Source organism: Chromobacterium haemolyticum DSM 19808 (genome assembly GCF_000711885.1).
Classification (GTDB): Bacteria; Pseudomonadota; Gammaproteobacteria; order Burkholderiales; family Chromobacteriaceae; genus Chromobacterium; species Chromobacterium haemolyticum.
Window position 1 is genome coordinate 97,695 of sequence record NZ_JONK01000006.1, and the last position, 23,943, is coordinate 121,637.

At 62.7% G+C, this 23,943-nt stretch carries 24 protein-coding genes and 1 pseudogene; 19 read left to right on the top strand and 6 right to left on the bottom strand.

What is annotated here, in order from left to right; all coding sequences use genetic code 11:
• The first annotated feature begins 83 nt into the window (after positions 1–83).
• The 8 genes and pseudogenes from BR71_RS22780 (at position 84) to BR71_RS05700 (ending at position 9,234) form a co-directional block, all read left to right on the top strand.
• Positions 84–3,356, top strand: coding sequence for an EAL domain-containing protein (locus tag BR71_RS22780; protein ID WP_052370360.1), 3,273 nt, complete (start codon positions 84–86; stop codon positions 3,354–3,356).
• Positions 3,357–3,775: 419 nt separating this feature from the next.
• Positions 3,776–4,045, top strand: a complete 270-nt coding sequence (gene infA, locus BR71_RS05675) for a translation initiation factor IF-1 (protein WP_019104365.1) — start codon at positions 3,776–3,778, stop codon at positions 4,043–4,045.
• Between the two features lie 45 nt (positions 4,046–4,090).
• Positions 4,091–4,276: a hypothetical protein gene (locus tag BR71_RS05680; protein WP_143330311.1), complete on the top strand. Its 186-nt coding sequence runs from the start codon at positions 4,091–4,093 to the stop codon at positions 4,274–4,276.
• Positions 4,277–4,650: 374 nt separating this feature from the next.
• Positions 4,651–5,976: a glycoside hydrolase family 19 protein gene (locus BR71_RS05685; protein WP_081862564.1), complete on the top strand. Its 1,326-nt coding sequence runs from the start codon at positions 4,651–4,653 to the stop codon at positions 5,974–5,976.
• Positions 5,977–6,459: 483 nt separating this feature from the next.
• Positions 6,460–7,227 (top strand): type 2 periplasmic-binding domain-containing protein, encoded by a 768-nt coding sequence (locus BR71_RS05690; protein WP_156038834.1) that lies wholly within the window; start codon positions 6,460–6,462, stop codon positions 7,225–7,227.
• Between the two features lie 851 nt (positions 7,228–8,078).
• Positions 8,079–8,336, top strand: a pseudogene (locus BR71_RS25100) (methyl-accepting chemotaxis protein); the annotation flags it as partial.
• Between the two features lie 99 nt (positions 8,337–8,435).
• Positions 8,436–8,777 (top strand): CZB domain-containing protein, encoded by a 342-nt coding sequence (locus tag BR71_RS25105; RefSeq protein WP_256870422.1) that lies wholly within the window; start codon positions 8,436–8,438, stop codon positions 8,775–8,777.
• Entirely contained in the window at positions 8,770–9,234 is a 465-nt protein-coding gene (locus BR71_RS05700; RefSeq protein WP_043633869.1) for a GNAT family N-acetyltransferase, read from the top strand. The genes BR71_RS25105 and BR71_RS05700 overlap by 8 nt, the downstream gene beginning before the upstream one ends.
• Before the next feature lie 10 nt (positions 9,235–9,244).
• On the opposite strand, the gene BR71_RS05705 is transcribed toward BR71_RS05700, so the two are convergent.
• Complete coding sequence (locus BR71_RS05705; protein ID WP_043633872.1) at positions 9,245–9,679, bottom strand: anti-virulence regulator CigR family protein; 435 nt, start codon at positions 9,677–9,679, stop codon at positions 9,245–9,247.
• Positions 9,680–9,818: 139 nt separating this feature from the next.
• On the opposite strand from BR71_RS05705, the gene BR71_RS05710 reads away from it, so the two are divergent.
• The 7 genes from BR71_RS05710 (at position 9,819) to BR71_RS05740 (ending at position 16,144) form a co-directional block, all read left to right on the top strand.
• On the top strand, positions 9,819–10,748 hold the full coding sequence (locus BR71_RS05710) for a chromate resistance protein ChrB domain-containing protein (RefSeq protein ID WP_043633876.1): 930 nt from the start codon (positions 9,819–9,821) through the stop codon (positions 10,746–10,748).
• 2 nt (positions 10,749–10,750) lie between these two features.
• The gene (chrA, locus tag BR71_RS05715) at positions 10,751–12,097 is read left to right on the top strand and encodes a chromate efflux transporter (RefSeq protein ID WP_043633879.1); all 1,347 of its coding nucleotides are present in this window, start codon (positions 10,751–10,753) and stop codon (positions 12,095–12,097) included.
• Between the two features lie 32 nt (positions 12,098–12,129).
• Entirely contained in the window at positions 12,130–13,320 is a 1,191-nt protein-coding gene (locus BR71_RS05720; protein ID WP_052370362.1) for an MFS transporter, read from the top strand.
• A 123-nt stretch (positions 13,321–13,443) separates the two neighbouring features.
• Positions 13,444–14,007, top strand: coding sequence for a putative glycolipid-binding domain-containing protein (locus tag BR71_RS05725; RefSeq protein WP_043633883.1), 564 nt, complete (start codon positions 13,444–13,446; stop codon positions 14,005–14,007).
• Position 14,008: 1 nt separating this feature from the next.
• On the top strand, positions 14,009–14,518 hold the full coding sequence (locus tag BR71_RS05730; protein WP_043633886.1) for a GNAT family N-acetyltransferase: 510 nt from the start codon (positions 14,009–14,011) through the stop codon (positions 14,516–14,518).
• 80 nt (positions 14,519–14,598) lie between these two features.
• Entirely contained in the window at positions 14,599–15,513 is a 915-nt protein-coding gene (locus BR71_RS05735) for an AraC family transcriptional regulator (RefSeq protein ID WP_052370363.1), read from the top strand.
• Positions 15,514–15,685: 172 nt separating this feature from the next.
• The gene (locus BR71_RS05740) at positions 15,686–16,144 is read left to right on the top strand and encodes a hypothetical protein (protein WP_043633890.1); all 459 of its coding nucleotides are present in this window, start codon (positions 15,686–15,688) and stop codon (positions 16,142–16,144) included.
• Positions 16,145–16,337: 193 nt separating this feature from the next.
• Here the strand turns inward: BR71_RS05740 and BR71_RS05745 are convergent, their stop codons facing one another.
• The 3 genes from BR71_RS05745 to BR71_RS05755 are packed head-to-tail and all read right to left on the bottom strand — an operon-like array spanning position 16,338 to position 18,464.
• Entirely contained in the window at positions 16,338–17,084 is a 747-nt protein-coding gene (locus tag BR71_RS05745; protein ID WP_052370364.1) for a metallophosphoesterase, read from the bottom strand.
• A complete protein-coding gene (locus BR71_RS05750; protein WP_052370365.1) occupies positions 17,081–17,800 on the bottom strand; it encodes a VUT family protein in 720 nt (239 codons plus the stop codon). Before BR71_RS05750 ends, BR71_RS05745 begins: the two co-directional genes overlap by 4 nt.
• A 4-nt stretch (positions 17,801–17,804) precedes the next feature.
• Positions 17,805–18,464 carry a helix-turn-helix domain-containing protein gene (locus BR71_RS05755; protein WP_043633896.1) on the bottom strand — a complete coding sequence of 220 codons (660 nt, stop codon included), beginning with the start codon at positions 18,462–18,464 and terminating at the stop codon, positions 17,805–17,807.
• A gap of 315 nt (positions 18,465–18,779) precedes the next feature.
• Between BR71_RS05755 and BR71_RS05760 the strand changes: the two genes are divergently transcribed.
• From BR71_RS05760 to BR71_RS05770, 3 genes are all read left to right on the top strand, one after another.
• Positions 18,780–18,998: a hypothetical protein gene (locus BR71_RS05760; RefSeq protein ID WP_043633899.1), complete on the top strand. Its 219-nt coding sequence runs from the start codon at positions 18,780–18,782 to the stop codon at positions 18,996–18,998.
• Positions 18,999–19,156: 158 nt separating this feature from the next.
• Positions 19,157–19,519 carry a 5-carboxymethyl-2-hydroxymuconate Delta-isomerase gene (locus BR71_RS05765; RefSeq protein WP_043633904.1) on the top strand — a complete coding sequence of 121 codons (363 nt, stop codon included), beginning with the start codon at positions 19,157–19,159 and terminating at the stop codon, positions 19,517–19,519.
• A 14-nt stretch (positions 19,520–19,533) separates the two neighbouring features.
• Positions 19,534–20,286: a hypothetical protein gene (locus tag BR71_RS05770; RefSeq protein WP_052370366.1), complete on the top strand. Its 753-nt coding sequence runs from the start codon at positions 19,534–19,536 to the stop codon at positions 20,284–20,286.
• Between the two features lie 62 nt (positions 20,287–20,348).
• On the opposite strand, the gene BR71_RS05775 is transcribed toward BR71_RS05770, so the two are convergent.
• Positions 20,349–21,080, bottom strand: a complete 732-nt coding sequence (locus tag BR71_RS05775; RefSeq protein WP_043633907.1) for an aspartate/glutamate racemase family protein — start codon at positions 21,078–21,080, stop codon at positions 20,349–20,351.
• 26 nt (positions 21,081–21,106) lie between these two features.
• Complete coding sequence (locus BR71_RS05780; protein WP_043633911.1) at positions 21,107–21,844, bottom strand: GntR family transcriptional regulator; 738 nt, start codon at positions 21,842–21,844, stop codon at positions 21,107–21,109.
• 305 nt (positions 21,845–22,149) lie between these two features.
• Between BR71_RS05780 and BR71_RS05785 the strand changes: the two genes are divergently transcribed.
• Positions 22,150–23,607, top strand: coding sequence for an NCS1 family nucleobase:cation symporter-1 (locus tag BR71_RS05785; RefSeq protein ID WP_043633915.1), 1,458 nt, complete (start codon positions 22,150–22,152; stop codon positions 23,605–23,607).
• Positions 23,608–23,943 lie beyond the last annotated feature (336 nt).

Genomic DNA, 23,943 nt, shown 5'->3' on the forward strand with positions numbered 1-23,943 from the left:
GTTGGCCTTTTTGCAATCCATGCCTAACAATTAAACAAGACCTGAGCGCGCCCGCAGCGGGCTCGAGCGCAAAAAGAGACTTCATGCCGACGACCAAGAAACCAGCCGCCGACAGCAGGTCCGCCGCCGGCAAACACCAGCGCCGTCTGCGCGATCTGCTGAATCGCTACGACGCCGCCTTCTCCGCTGGCGCGTCGCTGGACAGCTTGATACGCCAACTGGAACAACTGCGCGATTACGCGCTGCGCCACGCCATCGGCGAAGCGCAGATCTTGTCCGCGCTGGCCGCCCAACCCTTCCTGCCTCAGGACAGCGCCGCCGGACGGCAGGCGCGGCAGATGCTGACGGACATGACTCACAATCTGGGACGGCAACTGCTGCAGCCGGCGCAGCCCTCCTCCGCCAAGCCGCTGTCGCCGGCTCAGGCCATGCTGGAACAATTGGAAGACGGCGTGCTGCTGCTAGAGCCTGTAGGCCAGCAAGTGCTGTACGCCAACGCCGCGCTGATGGAGTGGCTGGGCCTCGCCGACGCCCCCGCCTATCCTGTCGCACTCTCCGCGCTGGCGCCCGGCAGCGGGCTGACCGAAGCGTTGCGTCCGTTGCTGGCCTTGCCCAAAGACAAGCCCAGCCAAATCGCCGCGACCCCGCTGCGTCGGCCGGGAGGCGAAGTCGGCCATGCCGACATCCGCGCGCGGCCGTTGCGGGCGGATGATCATGACTGCCTGTTGCTGACCTTTCACGACGCCACCGACCGGCTCACCTCCGAACAATTGCTGACACGCCATCTGGACATCCTCGCGCAACTGGCCGGCCTGTCCGCGGAACTGGCCAGCCAGCCGGCCGAACCGCTGTGGGCGCGCATGAGCGGCCTGCTGGAGCGCGTGGGCCGCTTCCTCGGCGCGGACCATTGCCTGTTGGCCCTGCTCGATGTCGACGGCAAGCAAGTGCGCATCGCCCGCGAGTGGCGGCGCGAAGCGCGAGGAGCCGGCCCTCCGGTCGAAACGCCGGTCATTCCTCGTTCCAAGCTCTACTGGCTGGAACAACAACTGGGCCAGCAGCGCACGTTGCAACTGAACGACAGCGCCGACGCGCCGGAAGCCGCCGACGTGCTGCGACAGCTGCTGGGCGACAACGGCCAGAGCGCGTTGCTAGCCACGCTGCGGCCTCGCCAATGCTGGCGCGGCGTGCTGGCGGTCAGCGCGCCGGCCCCCCACAGCTGGCTGTGGATAGAACAACACATGCTGCAATCGGTGGCGGACATGCTTTCCAACTTCCTGGATCGCAGCCAGCACCACAGCGACGCCCAACGCCGCCAGAGCGAGGCGTTGGCCCAGGCGCGCGTCGGCCATTGGGAATGGCGGCGCGGCGACTCCGCGCCGCATTGGTCCGACGAGCTGTATCAACTGTGGCGGCTGGACCCTGCGCGGCCTCCCCCGCCGCTGACTCAATTGCCCGCGCTGCTGCCGCCCGGCGACTGGCCTCCGCTGCGCCGCTGCCTGCGCCACGTATTGCGCCGGCGCGAAACCGCTCAACTGGACCATCGCATCCTGCTGCCGGACGGCGGCAACCGCTACGTGCGCCATCACATCGCGCTGGAACAGGATGACCGCGGCCGCGTCCTCCGCCTGAGCGGCACCTTGCAGGACATCAGCGAATTCAAGCTCCGCGAGCAGACCCTGCAACAAGCCGCGGCGGTCTACGAGCACACGCTGGAGGGCGTGATGATCGCCGACGCCGACCTGCGCATCCTCGACGTCAACTCCGCTTTCAGCGCGCTCACCGGCTACGCCCGCGCCGATCTTCTGGGGCAAAGCACGCGCTTATTGTATTCCGGCCGCCACGACGTCGGCTTCTATCGCAGGCTGTGGCAGGCCGTGACGGAGCACGGCCGCTGGCAAGGCGAGATCTGGAATCGGCACAAGGACGGCAGCGTGGAGCCGGCCTGGCTCACCGTCACCGCGGTGCGCGACGGCTACGGCGCGGTGCGCAACTATGTCGGCGTGTTCTCCGATATCGCCCAGATCAAGAAATCCGCCGCCGAAATGGCGCAGTTGGCCCATTACGACCCCTTGACCACCCTGCCCAACCGGCTGCTGTTTCTGTCACGGCTGGAGCATGCCATCCAGACCGCCAAGCGCGAACGCCGTCGCGTGGCGGTGCTGTTCATCGACCTGGACAACTTCAAGCAGATCAACGACACCCGCGGCCACGGCGCCGGCGACCGGCTGCTGGTGGAAGTGGCGGCCCGCCTCAAGGACTGCTTGCGCGCCAATGACACCGTGGCCCGCATCGGCGGCGACGAGTTTCTGATCCTGCTGGAGAACCAGAAAGCCGACAACCCGGTCATCGACATCGCCAATAAAATCGTCAAAGCCTGCTCCCGCCCTTTCCAACTGGAGGAACAAGAGGTGGAAGTGGGCTGCAGCGTCGGCATCAGCATCTATCCGCGCGACGGCCAGGACGCGGAAACCCTGATGCGCAACGCCGACGCCGCCATGTACCAGGCCAAAAACGACGGCAAGGGCGCCTTCCGCTTTTACACCGAGGAGTTGACCCAGCGCGCGCGGCTACGGGTGGAACAGGAGCGCGAACTCCGCCTGGCGCTGGAGAGACGAGAGCTGTTTCTGGTGTTCCAGCCCAAATACCACCTGCAAAGCGGCGCCCTCGTCGGCGCCGAGGCCTTGCTGCGCTGGCAACACCCAAGCCTGGGTCTGATTGGGCCGGACACTTTCATTCCGCTGGCGGAGGAAACCGGCCTGATCATTCCAATCGGCAGCTGGCTGATCCGCCACGCCTGCGGCATCTTGCGCCGCTGGCAGGATGCCGGCATCTCTCCGGGCGTGCTCAGCCTCAATATCGCCGGGGCGCAAATCCAGCGCGCCCCCATCCTGCAAACGCTGAAACAGGCGCTGCGCGACTGCCGGATTCCGCCGAGGCAGATCGAACTGGAAATCACGGAACGCTTCGTGATGAGCAATCCGGACGCGCATCTGAAAGTACTGCGCGAACTGCGCCAGCTGGGGGTTGGTCTGTCCATCGACGATTTCGGCACCGGCTACTCCTCGCTCAGCTACTTGCGCCAACTGCCGGTGCAAACGCTGAAAATCGACCAGTCCCTGGTGCGCGGCCTGCCGGACCACGAACACGAGGCCAGCATCAGCCTGGCCATCATCTCGCTGGCCAAAACCCTGCGTCTCGGCTTGGTGGCGGAAGGCGTGGAGAACGAGGCTCAGCGGCGTTTCCTGCTGGACGCCGGCTGCGAACACGGCCAAGGCTTTCTCTACGCACGGCCGCTGCCGGAAGACGAATTCGCAGAACTGGTCAAAAACGGCGGTTTGGCCCCGCCCCGCCCCTGAGAGCCTGTTCAAAGTCTCGCGGGCCAGGGCGAGACGCTGAACAGACGCCATGCCGCCAAGGCGAAGAAACCGGCTTGCCGATCAGATTTTCAACACTGCGGCGGCGGCGGCGGATAAATCCATCTCCCTGATTTTTTTGTGAAAACCGCCTCTTCGCCGCGCCTGATTCGGCCATTGCCGGAAAAATCCTTGTATTTTTCTGACAAATCAGTGCGTTAGATATATAATACCGTTCGCCTCAGATTTTCTGATCGTTCCGGCAGCTGCCTGCTGGACGCTCCGCCTTGCCTGAGGGCTGCCTGTGAAGCCAGCCCCTCCCTAGCTTGGTTACCGAATAGACGCGCCAATAGCACCCGCTCGCGGCAGTCCACGTGACTGCCGCTGTGGCTGTTGGCCTACCGTATTAGAAAGGAATCGTAATGTCCAAAGAAGACATGATCGAACTGGAAGGTGTTGTCATTGAAATGTTGCCTGAGTCCCGCTTCCGCGTGCGCCTGGACAACAACGTCGAAATCCTGGCCTATGGCTCGGGCAAGATGAAGATGCACCGTATTCGCGTTCTGGTAGGCGACCGCGTCACTGTAGAGATGTCGCCCTACGACTTGACCAAGGGCCGCATCAATTTCCGTCATCCGACGGCGCCGGCCGGCGGCGGCACTCCTCGTCCGCATCACAACCGACGCCGTTGATCTGCCGGCATGATCCGCTATCGCGGTCATGCCCTGGAGCAACATTTGCGAGTCAATGAACTCAAACCAGGCGATTACATCGCCGAACAACACGATAGCGCCGCGATCACTTTTACCGTGATTGCGGTCCATGCAGCAGGACGTCACTGTCACATCACCTTTTCGTCAGAATTGGGCCTGGATTCCGCCAGCTACCCGCACGACGCCTGGATCAACGCCTCTCGCCCCTGAGACGGCCGCGCAGTTACGATTGACGCCCAAAGCCGCACCCGCCCGGGATCTCACCCCGGCGCCAGCCGCGGCCGCTTCCGCCTTGTTTGTCCGAGCCCGGCTTAGCCGCGGGTCGGCCGCATTGCCGCGTCAATCTGATTCTTCCTCAAAAAGTCATTTGACATATCTAGAATTGGTTCCATAGTGGTATCTATGCCGCGCATCGCGCACGGCAGAAACCACCCAAGGGGCCTAGAAACACCATCGCAAGCGGTGTATGGAGTCCAGCGCGACGGCGCTGCCGGACCGCGCATTCGGTTTGTCCGGGCCCTTATAAACGGCTGCCCGATTCACGCGGCGTCAACCGCGGCGGCAGCTCGACAACAGGAGCCAACATGCGCAAACCCTTCTCCGCCCTGCTGCTCGGCCTGGCCTGCCAGGCCGTCTTCGCCGCGCCCTGGAACGCCGGCGCCGTCTACCAAGCCGGACAACAAGTCCAATGGCAAGGCCAGGACTGGCAGGCGAAATGGCGCACCCGCGCCGAAACGCCGGCCGCCAATCCCAGAGGCAGTTGGACGCCGGCGGCGGCGGCCAAGGCCGCGGCGCAGGCCGAACCGGGCCAGCCTCAACCGCCCACGCTGCAGCAAGCGCTGCAATACGAGGCAGGCCTGACCGACACCGCTTTCTTCCGCAACGTCAAAGCCTCGATCCGCACCTTGCCCAACGCTCAGGTGGAGCAAGTTGCGCCGGGCCGCGCCGCCAATCCGCTGAACGTGCGCCGAGTGGAGCGTCTGCTGTCGGCAGCCAAGTGGGAGTATTACTTCTCGCGCCGCGACGCCAGCTATAGCTACCAGCGCTTCCTGCAGGCCATCGCCAAGTTTCCCGCCATCTGCGACGACTACAGCGATGGCCGCGACGGCGACGCCATTTGCCGCCACAGCCTGGCCACCATGTTCGCCCACTTCGCCCAAGAAACCGGCGACCACAACCGCAGCGATACGGTGCCGGAATGGCGACAAGGCCTGAAATACCTGCGCGAAATGGGCTGCGACGAAACCGGCCCCGGTTGTGGCTATAACACCGAATGCGCCGACCCGGTATTCAACAAGGTGTGGACCTGCGGTAAAAACGCCGACGGCAGCTGGAAAAAATACTTCGGCCGCGGCGCCAAACAGCTGTCTTACAACTACAACTACGGTCCTTTCTCCCAAGCCATGTACGACGGCGACCAATCGGTGCTGCTGAAGAATCCGGACCTGGTGGCCTCCACCTGGCTCAACCTGACCTCGGCCACGTTCTTCTTTGTCTTCCCACAGCCGCCCAAGCCATCGATGCTGCACGTGCTGGACGGCACTTGGGTGCCCAACGCAGCGGACAAGGCGGCTGGAGCCGGCAACAACTTCGCCACCACCATCCAGATCATCAACGCCGAGTGCGGCGGCGGCACCGAACGTCAAGCGGCGCAGAACCGCATCGACTACTACCGTCAGTTCGCCAAAGACCTGGGCTGGGACTACGGCAACGAACAGCTGTCATGCGCCAATATGCAGCGCTTTAGCGCCGCCAGCTCCGCCGCCTACAACATCTATTGGGAAAAAGACTGGAAATGGGGCAATGACTACAAATGCCAGCTGGTGAGTTACCAGACGCCCTACAGCGCGCTGCAAGCCGGCAACTACCAGCGTTGCGTAGAGGACAACTGGAACATCAAGCTCAAATGAAATCGGCCGGCCCCGCTCACACGGGGCCGGCCTCGCCAACGACTCTTGTTCACCCGTGCATCACCTCCCTGCCCACAGGTTCCGTCTCGTGTTCACGATAAGCCATCGCGACTAAACGCCGCGTCAATCCGGCCGCTGCCGCGCTAAAAATCGCATCAAGAACCTTAGAAGCTGTTTACGATCTGGTGTGCGGCGCTCTATTTGCTCAAAATTGGCCGCCAATGGCGAATGTTACCCAGCGACTTACCCAAGCAGCCAACGATGCGCCTGCTTTAGCCGTTGGAGCGAGTCCAACCCGGATGGTGCCGGCCTCATGAACGCGGCTGGGCGGCGGCGTTTGCGGCCCTGCCGCCGGAGCTGAAACGGGGGCCGACGCGACAGACGGAGCGGGAATATTGAAACTCCGCCAACCAGCTCTATGCCGCCGAGACCCGGCGCTGTTACCCTCTGCGCAGACGATAACAATGGATATATGGATTGGGCTTGAAACAGATAGGATTGCTGCTCGCGGCGCTGGCCGCGCAGCCGGCGACCGCGGCGACGCTGGACATGGTCTACGGCGCGGTGGCCTCGGACCCGTACATGAGCGGCGAAGGCGATCAGGTGCCGCTCCACCCCGGCGCGGTAGTGGAAATGGCGCAGGCGGCGGCCAAGGGCTGCCGGATCGCGCTTAAACTATCGCGGCTGCCGGGCAAGCGCCTGCTCACCGAGATGCAGCACGGCCAGCACGATGCCGCCTTCATGTTTTCACACAATAAAGAGCGCGAAGCATATTTCAACTACCCGATGCAGGGCGACGAGCCGGACCCCCGCTACCGGTTGACCACGCTGGCCTACTCCTTGTACGCGCTGAAAAGCGCGCCGCCGGCCTGGAACGGTCAAAACCTGCCGGCGCTGGGCGCCATCGGCGTCAACGCAGGCTGGTCCATCGCCGACGATCTGCGCGCCAAGGGCGCCAGGGTGGAGACGGCAAAAGACACTGAGATGAACTTCCGCAAGTTGCAGGCGCGTCACATTGCCGCCTACGCCACGCAGAACCACATCGGCGACCGCTATGTGGAGGAACACCCTCAAGCCGGCTTAATCCGCCTGCAGCCGCCGCTGTCGCGCAAAGACTACTACCTGGTGCTAGGCAAACGCTGGCACAAGGACAACCCGGCGCTGGCGCGCTGCCTGTGGCAGCAGATCGGCAAGCTGCGCGAAACCATGCTGCCCGCGCTGCTGCGCCAGCCCTGGTACCGGCAACCCTGAGCCGGAACGCCTGGTTTACTCCTTCCGCGCTTTTCGCTTCTCTCCACATGGCCCCGCCCTGCCACGACATGCCTCTGGACACTGCCTCTCGCCCAGGGAGGATGTACGTTTCCCGCGCCGCCGCTGATGTGTCGACATTGATTTTCGTCATATTGATTCTTATTTAAATAAGACAAATGATTGCAGATTCATGACGGCATTCGGATAATGCTAAGCGTCTATTTAAAATCATCCGGCGACATGCAAGCGCTCTAAGAACGTGTTTGCGATCTCGCGAGCTAAGTCTAGACAAGGCGAAAACAGCTGAAAAAGCAGACTGTACGCACCGTACATAAGCATTTTGAAGCGGTACTCACCGCGTCACGTCTCACAACGCCCAGCAGATCGTAAACAGGCTCTTAGCGCTCGTCCGTCCCGGCCGGCGTCACAAGGAGATAGGAATGGGTTTCTGGAACAAGGCCGACACCACGCGACAGCAAGCGGAGCTGTTGCAATGCAGGCAGGAAGCCGAGCAACTGCGCACGGAGCTGCGGCACACCCGCGCCCGCGCCGACGAGGCGGAAAGCCAGCTGGCGGCCAGCCAGGCCAAGAACCAGGAACTCCACGGGCTGATCGCCAATTTATCCGCCTTCGCCCAATCGATGACCGATACCCAGCAATCGCTGGCCACCCTCTCCAGCGTGATGAGCCAGGAGAAAGACCGCGCCGTCGCCGCTCAGGGCATTTCGCTGCACAGCCGCCAATCCATAGACCAGATCGCCGCCGATCTATCCAAGCTGGCCGGCGCCTCGCAAGGCGCGGCGGAAAAAGTGGGGGAGCTGGACGCGCGCGCCCAAGAGGTGGGCGGCATCGTGCAATTGATCCGCGACATCGCCGACCAAACCAATCTGCTGGCGCTGAACGCCGCCATCGAAGCCGCTCGCGCCGGCGAGCAGGGACGCGGCTTCGCCGTGGTGGCCGACGAAGTGCGCAAGCTGGCCGAACGCACGGCCACCGCCACCGCCGACATCGCCAAACTGGTGGAGCAGATTCGCGGCGACAGCGCCGGCAGCCGCAGCCAGATGGGCCAACTAGCCGAGCAGGCCGCCCGCTTCAGCCTGGACGGCGAGACCGCCGCCGGCACCATGAAGCAATTGCTGGACATGTCCACCAGCATGGAAGGCAGCATCGCCGCCTCCGCGCTGCGCGGCTTCTGCGAACTGGCCAAGATGGATCACCTGATCTACAAATTCCGCGTCTACCAAGTGATGTTCGGCTTGTCCGACGAAGACATCGGCCACTTCGGCTCCCACCAGCACTGCCGCTTCGGCAAGTGGTATTACGAGGGTGAAGGCCGCGCCAGCTTCTCCCACCTGCCCGGCTTCCGTGAAATCGAAGCGCCTCACGCCAAGGTGCACACTGCGGCGCTGGACGCCTTGCGCGCCCATGCCGAAGGCGACAGCCGAGCCGCGGTGGCACAGGTGGCGGCGATGGAGGCCGCCAGCCTCCAAGTGTTGGCCGGGCTGGAACACATGGCCGGCGCAGGCGCCGCGGAACCTCGCCATGACTGAAACCACGTTCGCCATCCGTCCGTTGCAAGCCGGCGACTACGCCGATTGGCTGCCGTTATGGCGCGGCTACAACGCCTTCTACGGCCGCGAAGGCGCGACCGCGCTGCCCGAGGAGGTGGAGAGGGAAACCTGGCGCCGCCTGCTCTCGCCGGCGGAACCGGTACATGGGCTGGCCGCGGTCGCCGGCGACGCGCTGCTGGGCATCGCCCATCTGCTCTACCACCGCAGCACTATCCAGATTCAGGACGCCGCCTATCTGCAGGATCTCTACGTGGCGCCGGCGGCCAGGGGAAGCGGCGTCGCCCGCGCGCTGCTGCGGGCTGCCGCGGACCGGGCGCGCGCCGACGGCGCCGTGGCGCTGTACTGGCGCACCGCCGGCGACAATCACGCCGCGCGCCGCTTGTACGATCAGGTTGCGGAGCTGGCGGACACCGTGATCTACCGCCAAATCTTGTGAACCCACCGGATCAGCGCAGCACATCCAGCAAGATATCCGCTATCAATCCGCTGGCCGCCACCAGCACCAGATCCGCGCCCACCGCCCGCCACTCGTAGCCGGGGTGGCGCGGCAGCTGGCTCAGCAAGGGCGCCGGCAACACCTGCTTTGCGACGCCGGGCGGCAAGGGCTTGCCGCGCGCCAGGCGCTTGCGCATGCCGGGCGGCAGCGATTTATAGCCGGTCGCCCCGGAGTCCAGCGCCAAGCGCCGCGCCGCCGCGACGCTGATACCCGCCGCAACCCAATCCCTGTCCGTCCGCGCCGGCGACGCCTCCCTGTCCTGATCTTTATGCTTGTGCTTTCCCTGCCCCTCGCCATGCCCCTTGCCTTCCGGCGGATTGCCCAGCGTCGGCGCGGCCAACGCCGCCGCCAACAACCACGCCCCCCATGATTTCCATCTCCTCATCTCCGTCTCCTGTCGCGCAAAGTCCACTGTGCATGATCGATCAGCCAAGGACAAAATTTCCCTCCCAGCCAGCCCATCTCAAAAATATATTGATCACTACATTAAATGTAGAATACGCTACAAAAAAATGGAGCGCATCATGGACTGGCTGCTACTGATCACTTCCTTGCCCACCGAAAACGCCACCGCGCGCATGCGTGCCTGGCGCGCCTTGAAAGCTTGCGGCTCCGCCGCGCTGCGCGACGGAGCCTATCTGCTGCCCGGCGGCGACGCCCGCCTGCAACAGCTCGAGGCCATCGCCTCCGATATCCAGCAACACGGCGGCATCGCGCGCTTGCTGACCTGCCGCCCGTTGGACGGCAGCGATTTTCCGCCGCTGTTTCAGCGCGATGCAGACTATCAGCAGCTGCGACAGGACATTCAGGAACAGTTGCTTGGCCTGGACCCGGACAACGCCGCAGAGCGGTTGAAACAATGGCGGCGGCTGGGCAAGGCTCTGGCCGGCATCGCCGCCATCGACTTCTTCCCCAGCGCCAGCCAAGAACAGGCGCAGGCGGCCTTGCAACAACTGGAAGCCGCCATCCAGCAGCAATTGTCCCCGGGCGAGCCGCATAGCCTGGAGATGCGCATCCCGCGACGCGCCCTGGCCGAGCACCAGGGGCGGACCTGGGCCACTCGCCGCCGCCCTTGGGTGGACCGGCTGGCCTCGGCCTGGCTGATTCGCCGCTTCATCGATCCGCAGGCGCGCATTCTGTGGCTGGCCGCGCCCGGAGACTGTCCGCCGGACGCCTTGGGCTTCGACTTCGACGGGGCCGCTTTCACTCATGTCGGCGACAAAGTCAGTTTCGAAGTGCTGCTGGCCAGTTTCGAGCTGGACTCGCCGCCGCTGCGGCGGCTGGCCGCGCTGGTCCATTATCTGGACGTGGGCGGCGCGCCGCCGCCGGAAGCCAGCGGCGTGGAAACCGTGTTGGCCGGCCTGCGCGCCGCGCTGAACGACGACGATCAACTGCTGGCAGCCGCCTCCAACATCTGGGACGGGCTGTACCAGCAATTCGCCAAGGAAGCCTGAACATGCCGCCCGACCGTCCCCTAACCCCTCCCGCCCCCGTCGGTTTCTGGCAAGCCGTCCAATTTTGGCTCAAGCTCGGCCTGATCAGCTTCGGCGGCCCGGCCGGCCAGATCGCCATCATGCATCAGGAGCTGGTGGAGCGCCGGCGCTGGATTTCCGAACGCCGCTTCCTGCACGCTCTGAATTACTGCATGTTGCTGCCCGGACCAGAGGCTCAACAACTGGCCACCTATATCGGCTGGCTGCTTCACCGCGGCTGGGGCGGCGTCGCCGCCGGCGCGCTGTTTGTGCTGCCGTCCTTTTTCCTGCTAGTGCTGCTGTCCTGGATCTATGTCGCTTACGGCCACCTGGCTTGGATCGCCGGTCTGTTCTACGGCATCAAGCCCGCGGTGGTCGCCATCGTGGCCCAAGCGGCCTGGCGTATCGGCACGCGCACGCTGAAACGGCCCTGGCTGTGGGGTGTGGCGCTGGCCTCGCTGTGCGCCATCGCGCTGTGGCAAACGCCGTTCCCGCTGATCGTACTCACCGCGGCCCTGATCGGCGCGCTGGCCGGCCGGCTGCGGCCGCACTGGTTCCAGGCCGGCGGCCACGGCGGCGCGGACGCGCATTTCGGCCCGGCGCTGATCGACGATCACACCCCGCCGCCGGCTCACGCCCGCTTCTCCTGGCTCCGGCTCTGCCGCGCCGCACTGGCCGGCCTGCTGCTATGGTCCTTGCCGATGGCGCTGCTCGCCGCCATCTACGACTGGCACGGCGGCTTTACCCAAATGGGCTGGTTCTTCACCAAGGCCGCCCTGCTGACTTTCGGCGGCGCTTACGCGGTGCTGCCCTATGTCTATCAGGGCGCGGTGGCGCATTACGGCTGGCTGAGCGCCGGCCAAATGCTGGATGGCCTGGCGCTGGGCGAAACCACGCCGGGGCCTCTGATCATGGTGGTGGCCTTCGTAGGCTTCGTCGGCGGCTACGCCAAGGCGCTGCTGGGCCCGGACCACCTGTTCCTGGCCGGCGTGCTGGCGGCGGCGCTGGTCACTTGGTTCACCTTCCTGCCCTCCTTCATATTTATCTTGGCCGGCGGCCCGCTGATCGAACACAGCCATGGCCAAATCCGCCTGACCGCGCCGCTGACCGCCATCACCGCCGCCGTGGTCGGCGTGATCGCCAACCTCGCCCTGTTCTTCGGCTGGCATGTGCTGTGGCCTCAGGGCTGGCGCGGAGGCGTGGACTGGGCCGCCTCCGCCATCGCCGCCTTGGCGGCCTGGGCGCTGCTGAAACGACAGGTCAAAGTGATGCCGGTGATAGCCGGCGCGGCGCTGGCCGGCCTGCTGCTCAGCCTGTGGCGTCTGCCGTGAACGAATTCCCACTTCAAGAAAGGGCCGCGCGCATGCAGCCACGCATCCCCGCCACCATCTGGGCCCTGGGCCTGGTCAGCCTGTGCATGGACATGTCCTCCGAGATCATCCACGCGCTGTTGCCAGTGTTCCTGGTCTCCACCCTGGGCGTCAGCGCGCTGACCCTGGGCATTATCGAGGGCCTGGCGGAATCCACCGCGCTGATCCTGCGCGTGTTCTCCGGCGCCATCAGCGACTACTGGGGCCGGCGCAAAGGCTTGCTGTTGCTGGGCTACGGCCTGGCGGCGCTGAGCAAGCCGCTGTTCCCGCTGGCGCACAGCGCCGAAACCGTGTTGGCCGCGCGGCTGATGGACCGCGTGGGCAAGGGCATACGCGGCGCGCCGCGCGACGCGCTGGTGGCCGATGTCGCGCCGCCGGAAATCCGCGGAGCCTGTTTCGGCCTGCGCCAGTCCATGGACACCATAGGCGCTTTCGCCGGCCCGCTGCTGGGCATCGCGCTGATGTTCTGGCTGGCGGACGACATCCAGCAAGTACTGTGGTGGGCTTGCCTGCCGGCCCTGCTGGCGGTGCTGCTGATCGTCGCCGGCGTGCGCGAACCGGCCGGCGGCGAGCGCAAGCCCTTCCGCTCGCCGCTGCGCCTGGGGTTGCTGCGTCGATTCTCCAGCCGCTACTGGTGGATCGTCGCCATCGGCGCACTGTTCACCCTGGCCCGTTTCAGCGAGGCCTTTCTGGTGCTGCTGGCGCAGCGCCACGGCCTGCCGCTGAGCTGGTTGCCGCTGGTCATGGTGGTGATGAGCCTGGTCTACGCGCTCACCGCCTACCCGGTGGGCGTGCTGGCCGACCGCTGCAGCAAGAGCATGCTGCTGGCCATCGGCCTGCTGATCCTGATCCTGGCCGATGCCGCGCTGGCGCTGTCCGGCTCCATCGCCATCACCCTGACCGGCATCGCCCTGTGGGGGCTGCACCTGGGTTTCACCCAAGGCTTGCTGGCCACGCTGGTGGCGGAGGAAACGCCGGCCGATATGAAGGGCACCGCCTTTGGCCTGTTCAATCTGGTCAGCGGCCTGTGCCTGCTGCTGGCCAGCGTGCTGGCCGGCTGGATGTGGGACCGCCACGGCAGCGCCAGCACCTTCATTGCCGGCGGCGCACTGGCCGCCGCGGCCTTGGCGGCCACCTTGCTGTGGCATTGCCGGGAGCGGCGGCTTGCCAGTCAAACCGCCTAGCAACCTGTTCAAAATCTCCCGGGCGAGGACGAGACGAGGCGAAAACGAACGCCGCTCCGGCCATGGACAAGAACACGGGCAATGCGGTGAAATACGACATCATAAAAACAGCAAGCAACCGCCATGTCCCACACCTTTGTTTCCTCCATCGTCTGGCAACGGCTGGACGCTCCCGGCCACGATTACGCCGCCTTAGAACACAGCGAACTTGGCCCGCGACTTAGCGGCTGCGCCGTCTTCGTCGAAGACGGCGTCAACTGCCTTCTGCGATACCAGGTGGACTGCGCGCCGGACTGGAGCACCCGCCGCGTCGAGGTGAGCGGCTACCGCGGCGGCGAAACCATAGCTTTGCTGCTGGAAACCGACTCTGACCGCAACTGGCTGCTCAACGGCGCGGAACAGCCGCAGGTGCGCGGCTGCGTCGACATCGACCTGGCCTTCACCCCGGCCACCAATCTGCTGCCCATCCGCCGCGGCCGGCCGGACATCGGCTCGGCACTGGAGCTGAGCGCCGCCTGGCTGCGGTTCCCGGCGCTGACCCTGGCCCCGCTGCCGCAGCGCTACACCCGTCTGTCCGAGTTCGGCTACCGCTACGAATCGCGGCAAGGCGCGTTCCAGGCGGAGCTCAGCGTCAGCCCTGACGGGCTGCCGCGGGAGTATCAGGGCCTGTGGCGGGAGGCGCGCTGACATGGCCGCGACTTGCATCCGCCCGGCCGCGCCGGAAGACTTTGACCGCCTGGCCGAAATCGAACGCGCCGCCGCCGCCCGCTTCGATCCGCAAGACCTGCCGCCGGCGCTGGCCGGCGACGCGTTGCCCCGCGAAGAACTAGCCGCCGCCCACGCCGCCGGCCTGCTGTGGGTGGCCGCCGACGCCGACGGCGCGCACGGTTTCCTGCTGGCGCGCCGCTGCGACGACAGCCTTCACCTGCAGGAAATGGATGTCTGCCCCGGACGCCAGGGGCAAGGCCTGGGTTCGGCGCTGATCGCGCACGCGGAAACCATCGCGCGCGGGCAGGGACTGAGCCGCCTTACGCTGACCACGTTCGAGCATCTGGCCTGGAACGCGCCCTACTACCAAAAGCGCGGTTTCCAGCCCCTCGACGACGCCGGCTGCCCGCCCTTCCTGTTGGCCCTATTGCACGCCGAAGCCGAACACGGCCTCAAGCGACGCGTGGCGATGCACAAGCCGCTGCGTTGAATCCGCCCGACAACACCGCAAGATTGGTCAGGCGCGCGGCGACGCGGCCGCGCTAGACTGGCGGCGCCAAGGAGGAAACCATGCGGCACGACACCGCCAGCCCGCGCCTGGACAAAGCGCTAGCCTATATCGACGCCCATCTGGACGCCGACCTGAGTCTGGAACGGCTCAGCCGGGTAGCCGCCTGCTCGCGCTTCCATTTCCACCGCCTGTTCCGCGCCCGCTTCGGCCTCAGCCTGCACCAATACGTGAGGCTATGCCGGCTGCGCCGCGCCGGCGAACGGCTGGCCTTCCGCCGCTGCTCCGTGCTGGATATCGCACTGGACAGCGGCTACCGCAGCCCGGAGGCTTTTGCCCGCGCCTTCCGGCAAGCGTCGGGCCAAACGCCATCGGCCTTTCGACGGCGGCCGCGCTGGCTGCCTTGGCATCAGCACTTTCACGCCCTGTTCCAACTGAGGAGCTTCTCCATGCCATCCCGCCAAACCCCGTTCGCCGTCGACATCGTAGACTTCCCCGCCACCCCGGTTGCCCTGCTGGAACACCGGGGCGATCCCGCGCTTTTGGGCGACAGCCTGCGCGACTTCATCGCCTGGCGGCGGGAAAACCGCCTGCCGCCCAGCGCCGCCGCCACCTACAACCTGCTGTACGAAGACCCGGAAAACTGCGCCCCGGCGGACTACCGCTTTGGCCTGTGCGCCGCTTTCGACGGCCCCATCGCCGCCAACCGACAAGGGGTGCGCGCCGCGCAGATTCCAGCCGGACGCTGCGCCCGGCTGCGCCACATCGGCTCCGACGACGCCCTGGCCGCCGTCGCGCGGCGCTTGTACGCGGAATGGCTGCCCGCCAGCGGCGAAACTCCGCGCGATTTTCCGCTGTTTCTCCAACGCATCCGCTTCTACCCGGACGTGGCGGAAAACGAAGCCGTCTGCGATCTGTTTCTGCCGCTGCAAACGCCTGCGCCGAAAATCGGCTCCGCCGCGACATTAAAACAATAGCAATCCGGATATTCCAAAAACATTCCCTCAAGCGCCTTTTGCCGGCTTTGGGTAAACTAGCTCGCGTTAAATGCAGGGGTAATACACAATGCGCGCTCTTTTTCTGACTCGAATAAAAAAATGGATCATCAGCGTATTCAATCCACCCTACCAATTGGTACTGTGCGACAGAATGCTCAAGAAGAATTCCAAGGAATATCTCTATCTGTTCAAGCTTTACGGCAGCCACGACTTCGTCAAGCTTTCCCACGCCGACATCCTGGCCAGCAATCAGATTCTGTCCGCCATCCGCCCGCGTGACCTGATAAAAATAGCGCTATTGGAAAACAACCGGAAAGAAGAAGAGAAACGCTGCAAAGTGGAGGAAGAACTGCGCGGCAATCAATACCGGATTCATTTGCACGGCAATAGCGAAACTTTTTCCGGCGAAAGCATCTGCCGGAATATCGACTATTTCGCGGACCTGCATCCGCAGGAAGTCTGTAAGATCGCCTACGCCACAGGGTTTCAGAAAGGCCGCGCCGTCTCCGGCCACATCAGCCGCGCGGCGGCCGAGGCCCGCCGCCAGGACACGCCGGCGGCGGACGGCTCAAGCAAGGTGCTGGCCTTGCGGCGCGCCAGACCGCGCTAAGAGCCAGTTCAAAATCTAGCGAGCAAGAGCGAGACAGGGCGAAAACCGCTGAGAAAGCGGAATGGTCAAGTGGTACATGAGCATTTCGAAGCGGTACTCACCGTGTCACGCCTCATGAAGCGTAGCAGATTATGAACAGACTCTAAGAGCCTGTTCAAAGTCTCGCTCTTGCTCGTGGGATCGTAAACGGCCTCTAAATCATCACGGTCTGGCTGCGGAAGCCTGCAGCGTCGAACTCCAGCAGCTTGTAGCCCCGCGCATCCACGGTGTCCAACGCCGCCGTGCCCTTGCGCCACTGAAAACAGCTGGCCGGACAGACTTCCAGCGCCACGCCGCGCGCTTCCAGCCGGTAATCCCCATGCGCATGGCCGCACAGCAGCACTTGCAAGCGCGGCGTTTCCTCCATCAACTCCCAAAACCGCTCCGTGTCTTGCAACATGCAGCTGTCCAATAGCGGCGTGCCCACCGCCGCAGGATGATGATGCAGCAGCACGGCGCAGCGCTTCCCGGCGCTCTCGGCTCCGGCCAGCCGTTGCCGGAAGGCGGCGGCGGCGCGCTCGTCTATATGGCCGTCATCCGTCCCTGGCCGGACCGAATCCAGCGCCAGCAGCAGCCAGTTCGCCGTTTCCAGACGCTCCAGCGGCCGCATGAAGTCGTAGCGGCCCAACACCTCGGCCGCCAAGGGCGCGGCGTCGTGGTTGCCGGCCAGCCAGTACACCGGCAGGCCCGTCCGCTTCAGCCGCTGCGCAAAGCGCTCGTAGGAGGCGGCGCTCTCATCCTGGGAGATGTCTCCGGTGACCAGAATCGCGTCCAGCTCCGCCGCGTGCCGCCGTTCCAATTGTTCCAGCACCCGGTCAAATTCGCGATAAGTGTCGTAGCCCATCAACTGGCCGCCGGCCTCGGCGAACAGGTGCGTGTCGGATATCTGCGCGGCTCTCATTGTCCCTCCTCCGTTGCGTATTTGTTTCTCTTGACGTCTTCGCCGTCCTCCTTGAACACCGCCAAGGGGTTGTAGGACACGCTCCAGTCAAAGTAATCGGTCTTTTCTATTCTCTTCACCACCCCCACCAGGTAATAGCCCACCGGCAGCAAGGCGATGGAAACGAACACTTTGTAAGACCAGGTGGTGGCGATGATGTTGAGCAGTTCCTGCCCGCTATAGCGCGACGACAGACTGATGGGATAGGCCGTCGTCAGCAGCACCGCCTGGGCCAGCATGGACGCAATGACATAGCGGATGAAAAAGAAACGGCCGGCGAAAAAGACCTTCATCCGGGATACGACAAACCCATTGCAAAAATAAGAAGCCGGCACCGAAATCCAGGTACCCACCATCACTCGCCAAAACTCGTTGAACAATAGGTAGTACTGCTTGGAAATTTCGTTATTATCCGGCTGCAACAAGGCGAAAGCATTGATGATCAAAACAAAAAATGTCTGGCACACCACTAGAATCCACACTGTGCGCCCGCCCAGCTTATAGCCATACACCTCGGTGGACACCGTGGACAAAAGATAGCAAAGCGAAAACACAATGCCGCTGGCGGTGATTTTCAAGCCGTAAATGTCCAGCGTCTTGTACACCAGCGAATCGCACACCACCATGATGGTCACCGACAAACCCACAATAAAACCATAAACTCTGAACTGTTCCACACCTTCATCCTGCGCTAAAAGTCTTAATCGCTTTGACCGCCACGCCAAGCACCTTGAAATCCCGGCATACGAAAGGCTGCAAATCATGCATCAAGGAAATGCTTGAAAACAGAAAATGCTCGCCGTCGATGAATATCCGGCGGAAACAAGGCTGCTGGCCGGCCATGCTGACCAAAACCACATCGCCGTCCGTCGGACGCTCCTGCCGAGCCACGATGAAAACGCTGCCCTGGGAAAAACTGGGGAACAGCGAATCATTGTTCAACAACACCGCAAACGCCTCCGCGGCGTCAAAGCCGGCGGCATCCACAAAATAGCGTTCCGGCTCGATAATCATTCCGTCAAAAAACAGGGCCAACTCGGTGAATTTGATCAAGGGCACCGCTATGGCCGCAGGGCTGCCGACGGCTTCGCCTCCCAGATCGCTCTCCACGAAATCGCTCAACTTGACATCGAAAAACCGCGCCAGCTCCATCAAGGTCAGCAACGTGGGATTGCCCACACCGCGCTTGATATTGTTGATCGTCGCCACGCCCAGGCCTATCGCCTCGCTTAATTGCGCGGCATCTACGCCGGCGCGCCCCATCAGACACGTCAGGTTTTTCGACGCCTTGCTCAACAAGGCGCCATGCTCGGCTTCCTCTTTCCACACCGCCCTGCTCATTCAGCCCTCCATGCAAGTCAAACCCGTTTCGATTCGATTTTTAATTTCATATCCCAACATGCGCGCCCATTTTAAACGCAAGCGCCAAACCAGACGCAAGCATCAAACCATATTGTTCTTGTCAGGTTATTTTTTTGTAATTTCATCACTACTCTTTTAAACAAAAAGACAATATAATAATTTTGCAACACTATATCATTCAAGGCATTGCGCAAGATACTCGCGAGCCATAAATTTAAAAGAAGAAAAATATCAATAAGAACAATTAAAACGACGCAACAGCCCGCCATCGCGCAATGCAGAGGAAACGCTTAAATGAGAATTTCAGAAGATGAATTCGCGCTGGACGTCATTGACGGCGAGCCCGCCATCATTACCCAAGCCAGTGTGATTGGACAGCCGGGCAGCGAATGGGAAGGCTCCCCGATATTCAAGAAAACTTATTTGCTGGAGCTGATCAGCCGCAGCCTGGAGCATGAGGTCATCAAGCCGGAAGATATCCAAAGCCTGATCCGGGTCGCGAAAAAACTCTGATAGCGCCGGACGCCTCTTCCGCCGCCGCCTCCGCTGTTCCCTGCTCCGGGCTTGGGTACGCCGGGCCATTGCAATACAATGGCGTATCCACCGCCGCCTAGCCCTTCCCTCGCCCGCCCGGCACAAGCGGAAGGCGGCTCAACACCACAGGCCCACACATGCCCCATCTGACACTGGAGTACAGCGGCAATCTGGCCGGCTTCGCCGCCGCGGACGCGCTACTGGACATCAACCGCGCGCTGCTGGCCAGCGGCCACTTCGAAGAAGCCGACATCAAAAGCCGCGCCGTGGCCTTGGACGCCTGCCGCATCGGCATCCACGATCTGCCCCGCGGCTTCGTCCACGCCAAACTGGCCATACTCAGCGGACGCAGCCCCGAGGAGAAACAGCAGCTGTCCGAACTGAGCCTGCAAGCGCTGGCAGACAGCGCCGCGTTGCCGTCGGGCATGGAAGTGCAATTGTGCGTGGAAATCCAGGAAATAGACCGCGCCAGCTACCGCAAACGCCTCATCGCCCGTTAACGGAGAAACATCGCATGACAGCGCTCAAACTCGCATCCCGCGGCCTGCTCGCCGCCGCCCTGCTCGCCGGCCTGGCCGGCGCGGCCCACGCCGCAGACGACATCGACCGCGTCAACCTGGAAGGCACGCTGGGCCAGGAACGCATCGGCATGAGCCTGCTGGTGAAAAACGGCAAAAGCTTCGACGGCGGCCACTACTTCTACGGCCGCTATCTGAAAGACATCCCGCTGCGCGGCAAGCTGCAAGGCGAAACCCTGCTGCTGAGCGAACCGAGCGGCGGCGTGTTCAAACTGCGCTTCAAAAGCAACGGCAGCGCCGACGGCCAGCCGCTTAGCTTCGACAACAGCGTGGGCCTGGACGGCGACTGGACGCTGAAAACCAAGACGCTGCCGGTGACGCTGACCATGGGCGACATGGCGCCGGCCTCCGAAGGCCGCTGGTATCGGGATGTCACAGAGGAAAGCGACGCCGCTTTCGAAGCCCGGGTGCAAGGCTTCCTGCGCGCAGCGCTTGCCGGCGAGGCTCAGCAGGCCAGCCGCTACGTGCACTTTCCGCTTAGGATCAACCACAAGGGCGGCAGCCGCCAGATCGCCAACGCCCGCCAGTTGCAAGCCGAATGGAGCGATATTTTCACTCCGGCCTATCTGGAGCAACTGAAACAGCCGATGCCGCACAATCTGTTCGTGCGCAACGGCCAGGCGATGCTGGGCAGCGGCGTGGCCTGGTTCGACGCCAAAGGCGCGGCGGCGCTGAATCTGCCGGACTGAAGCCGACGCGCCCAAACAAACAGAGCGGCCAAAGCCGCTCTGTTTTCATTGGGGCCTGCCCGCTATTGCGAAAAAGCGGCGAAACGCCCGGAAAAATGTTTTGGCGGAGGGAAAGCCAGGTCGCCCGTCTTGCTGGTCCGCAGGCCCAGAGTGACCAGCGACTCCGCCAATACCACCGCCGCTCCCACCCCCTCCACAACCGGCAGGCCAATCGCCTCTCCGATACGGGGAGCCAGATCCGCCATCCCCGCGCACCCCAGCACAATGGCGCCGATGCCATCCTCGTCTCGGGCCTTGCGCGCCTCCTCGACGATAAGCCGGTAAGCGATGTCGGGGTCTCGTTCCAGATCCAGCACCGGCACCTCTGCGGCGCGCACCCGCCGGCAAAGATGGGCATAGCCATAGCTATGCAATAAATGCTCGGCGATCACGCAAGTGCGGCTCAATGTGGTGACCACCGAAAAACGCGTGGCGATCAAGGACGCCATTTGGAAAGCGGCCTGCGCGATCCCCACAACCGGAGCACGCACCAGTTCCCGCGCCGCGTTCAAACCGGGGTCGCCAAAGCAGGCCACAACGTAAGCGTCACACCCTTGCCGCGCGCCCTCCATGACCTCCTCGCATACCCCGATCACACTGACCGCTTCGTCAAAATGCGACTCAATCGACACCGGCCCATCCTCGGGATTCCTGGCCACAATCAAGGTGTCGGGTCTGGCGGCCCGTACCGCGGCCAAACGGATACGCTCGGTCATCTCCGCGGTCGTATTGGGATTAATCACGCAAATCTTCATGAGCACGCTCCATGAACAAACGCCATTTATCGGCCGCTGCGCCGCTTGGCGATACCGTGCAACACAGCCCTCAAATCCGGCCCGGCGGCGCTCTGTTCCTCAAACTGACAGTTGCCCTCCACAGCGTCCAGGTGACGCCGCATCCACTGCACCGCGTCATCCACTTGTCCGTTCTCCATCAGTTCGAGAATCTGCTGATGATCGGCATGGCGGCATGAACCGGCAATCGGCGTGCCGTAGCGGGCAATGATCAAAGAGCTGCGCACAATCAATTCATGCAGGATATCGGTCAAGAGTTGATTCCCGGCGATGGACAATAGCCGCAGATGGAAGGCGCCGGACCACGTAATGGCCGCCGATCGGTTCTGCTCGTGCTGGGCCTTGCACTCTTGCCGCAGCGCGTCCGCCAGCGCGGCCAGATCTTTCTTGCGCAAATTGGCCATGGCCTGCGGCAAAGCGCCGCACTCGATCAACCTTCTGGCGGCGAAAACATCGCGCGACTCCTGCACCGTCGGCTCCGCCACCGAGGCTCCTCTATTCGGACGTAAATCAACCAGCCTAGCAATCGACAGACGCTGCAAGGCCTTGCGCACCCCTGCGCGACTCACGCCAAAAGCCTCCGCCAGCGCATCCTCCGGCAATTTAGTGCCTGGCGGCAACTGCGCCTCGTAAATGGCCGTCAGCAGATGCTCGTACACCAGCGCGTCCCTGGCTCCGGCCTCGTCCAAAGCCACGTCATCCTCCTTGCTACGCCCTGACACCATTCCCCCCTTCCGCGCTCCATCCGCGACGCAAAACAACGCCGACCATCAAAACAACAAAATTGTTCACAATAACCAGCAAGATTGTACACAATAAAAAACGCAAAATACAATGCGCCATTAGTGTCCAAATAAAAAAAGCATTTAAATCCGCAGATTGGCAAGTGGCCTGCTAAAGCAATGTTTTGTAACAAAATAGACGGCAATCAAGTCTTACAAAACCATAGCAATGGTCCTTTATTTTGTATACGAAAATAAATAAATCGTAGACAAAAAAGGAGAGACTCACCCCCACCAGGAGTCACCCTATGTCAGAGCAACGCCCCGCCAGCTATAGCGACCGGCTATACAATGAAGACCTCGGCGCTCTCAAGCAGCAGAACTGGAACTGGTACAACATCTTTGCCTTCTGGATGTCGGACGTGCACAGCGTTGGAGGCTATGTGTTTGCCGGCAGCCTGTTCGCTCTTGGCCTCAACGTCTGGCAGGTTCTGCTCTCCCTGCTGATCGGCATCTGTCTTGTGAACCTATTCTGCAATCTGGTGGCCAAACCCAGCCAACAAGCCGGCATCCCTTATCCCGTGGTCTGTCGCATGTCTTTCGGCGTATACGGCGCAAACGTGCCCGCCATCATCCGCGGGCTGATCGCCGTGGCATGGTACGGCATACAAACCTTCCTGGCTTCCAGCGCGCTCAACATCATACTGCTGCGCTTCTTTCCTCAACTCGCAGGCCTTACCCACGGCAGTCTTCTAGGCTTGTCATACCTTGGCTGGCTGGGATTCATGATTATGTGGACGCTGCAGGCCATCGTGTTCTGGCATGGCATGGAATCCATCCGAAAATTCATTGATTGGGCCGGCCCCGCGGTGTACGCCGTCATGCTGCTACTCGCAGCGTGGATAGTCTGGCGGGCGGGCCCCTCCAATATCAGCCCCACGCTGAGCGAAACAAATCATCAGGGCCTTCTCGCCCTGGGCCAGATGGCGATCGCCATCGCCCTGGTGGTTTCATATTTTTCCGGCCCCATGCTCAACTTTGGCGACTTTTCCCGTTATGGCAAAACATTCGAAGAGGTCAAACGCGGCAATTTCTGGGGCCTACCAGTCAACTTCCTGGCCTTTTCCATCGTCACCGCGGTTATCACTTCCGGAACCCTGCCGGTATTCGGCCGCATGATTACCGACCCCATCGAAACCGTCGGCAGAATCGACAATACGCTGGCCGCCGTGCTAGGAGGCTTCACTTTCGTCACCGCCACGATTGGCATCAACATCGTGGCCAATTTCGTTTCCGCGGCTTTCGACTTTTCCAATGTCGCCCCCAAACACATCAGTTGGCGGACCGGCGGTTTCATCGCGGCTTTTGCCTCGATTTTCATCACGCCCTGGAATCTGTTCAACTCCCCTCAGGTCATCCACTATACGCTGGACGTGCTGGCCGCTTTTATCGGCCCCTTGTTCGGCATCCTGATTGCCGATTTCTACCTGATCCGTCATCGCGTCATCCATGTCGACGACCTCTACAGCAATCAGGCTGGAGGCCATTACTGGTACCAAAACGGCGTCAACCCCAAAGCCCTTTACGCCTTGGCCCCCTCCGTGCTCATTGGTCTGATCATCATCTTCAGCTCATGGGAAACGCTTGCCAACTTCAATTGGTTCATCGGCTGCGGGTTGGGGTTTTCAACTTACTACCTGCTGATGAGGCGACACGGCAAAACACTTGCCCTGGTCGCGCCGGACGCTGTCACCAGCCAGCCATAGCAGGCCTGTGACCCGCCCCCCTGATTCCGCGTCGCGCCTTCTGGGATCAGGCTCTCCACAAGGTTTTGTTCGCGGCTTTCAAAACCTGTTTATGTTCTCGCGAGCCAGGGCGAGGCAAGGCGGAAAAGGCTGATAAAGCGGAATGTACTGGTGGTGCGCGAGCATTTCGATGACGGTTTCAATGCTGTATCGCCGACGCGCAGCAGATTGTAGACGGGTGCTAAGCAGAGCGGCGATCACATCCCAAGGCAAGAGGGACAAAATACCGATTCAAAAACCGAGAACATAGCGAGAGGGCGGCCACGGCCGCCCTTTCTTCATGGCGAAACAATCCGG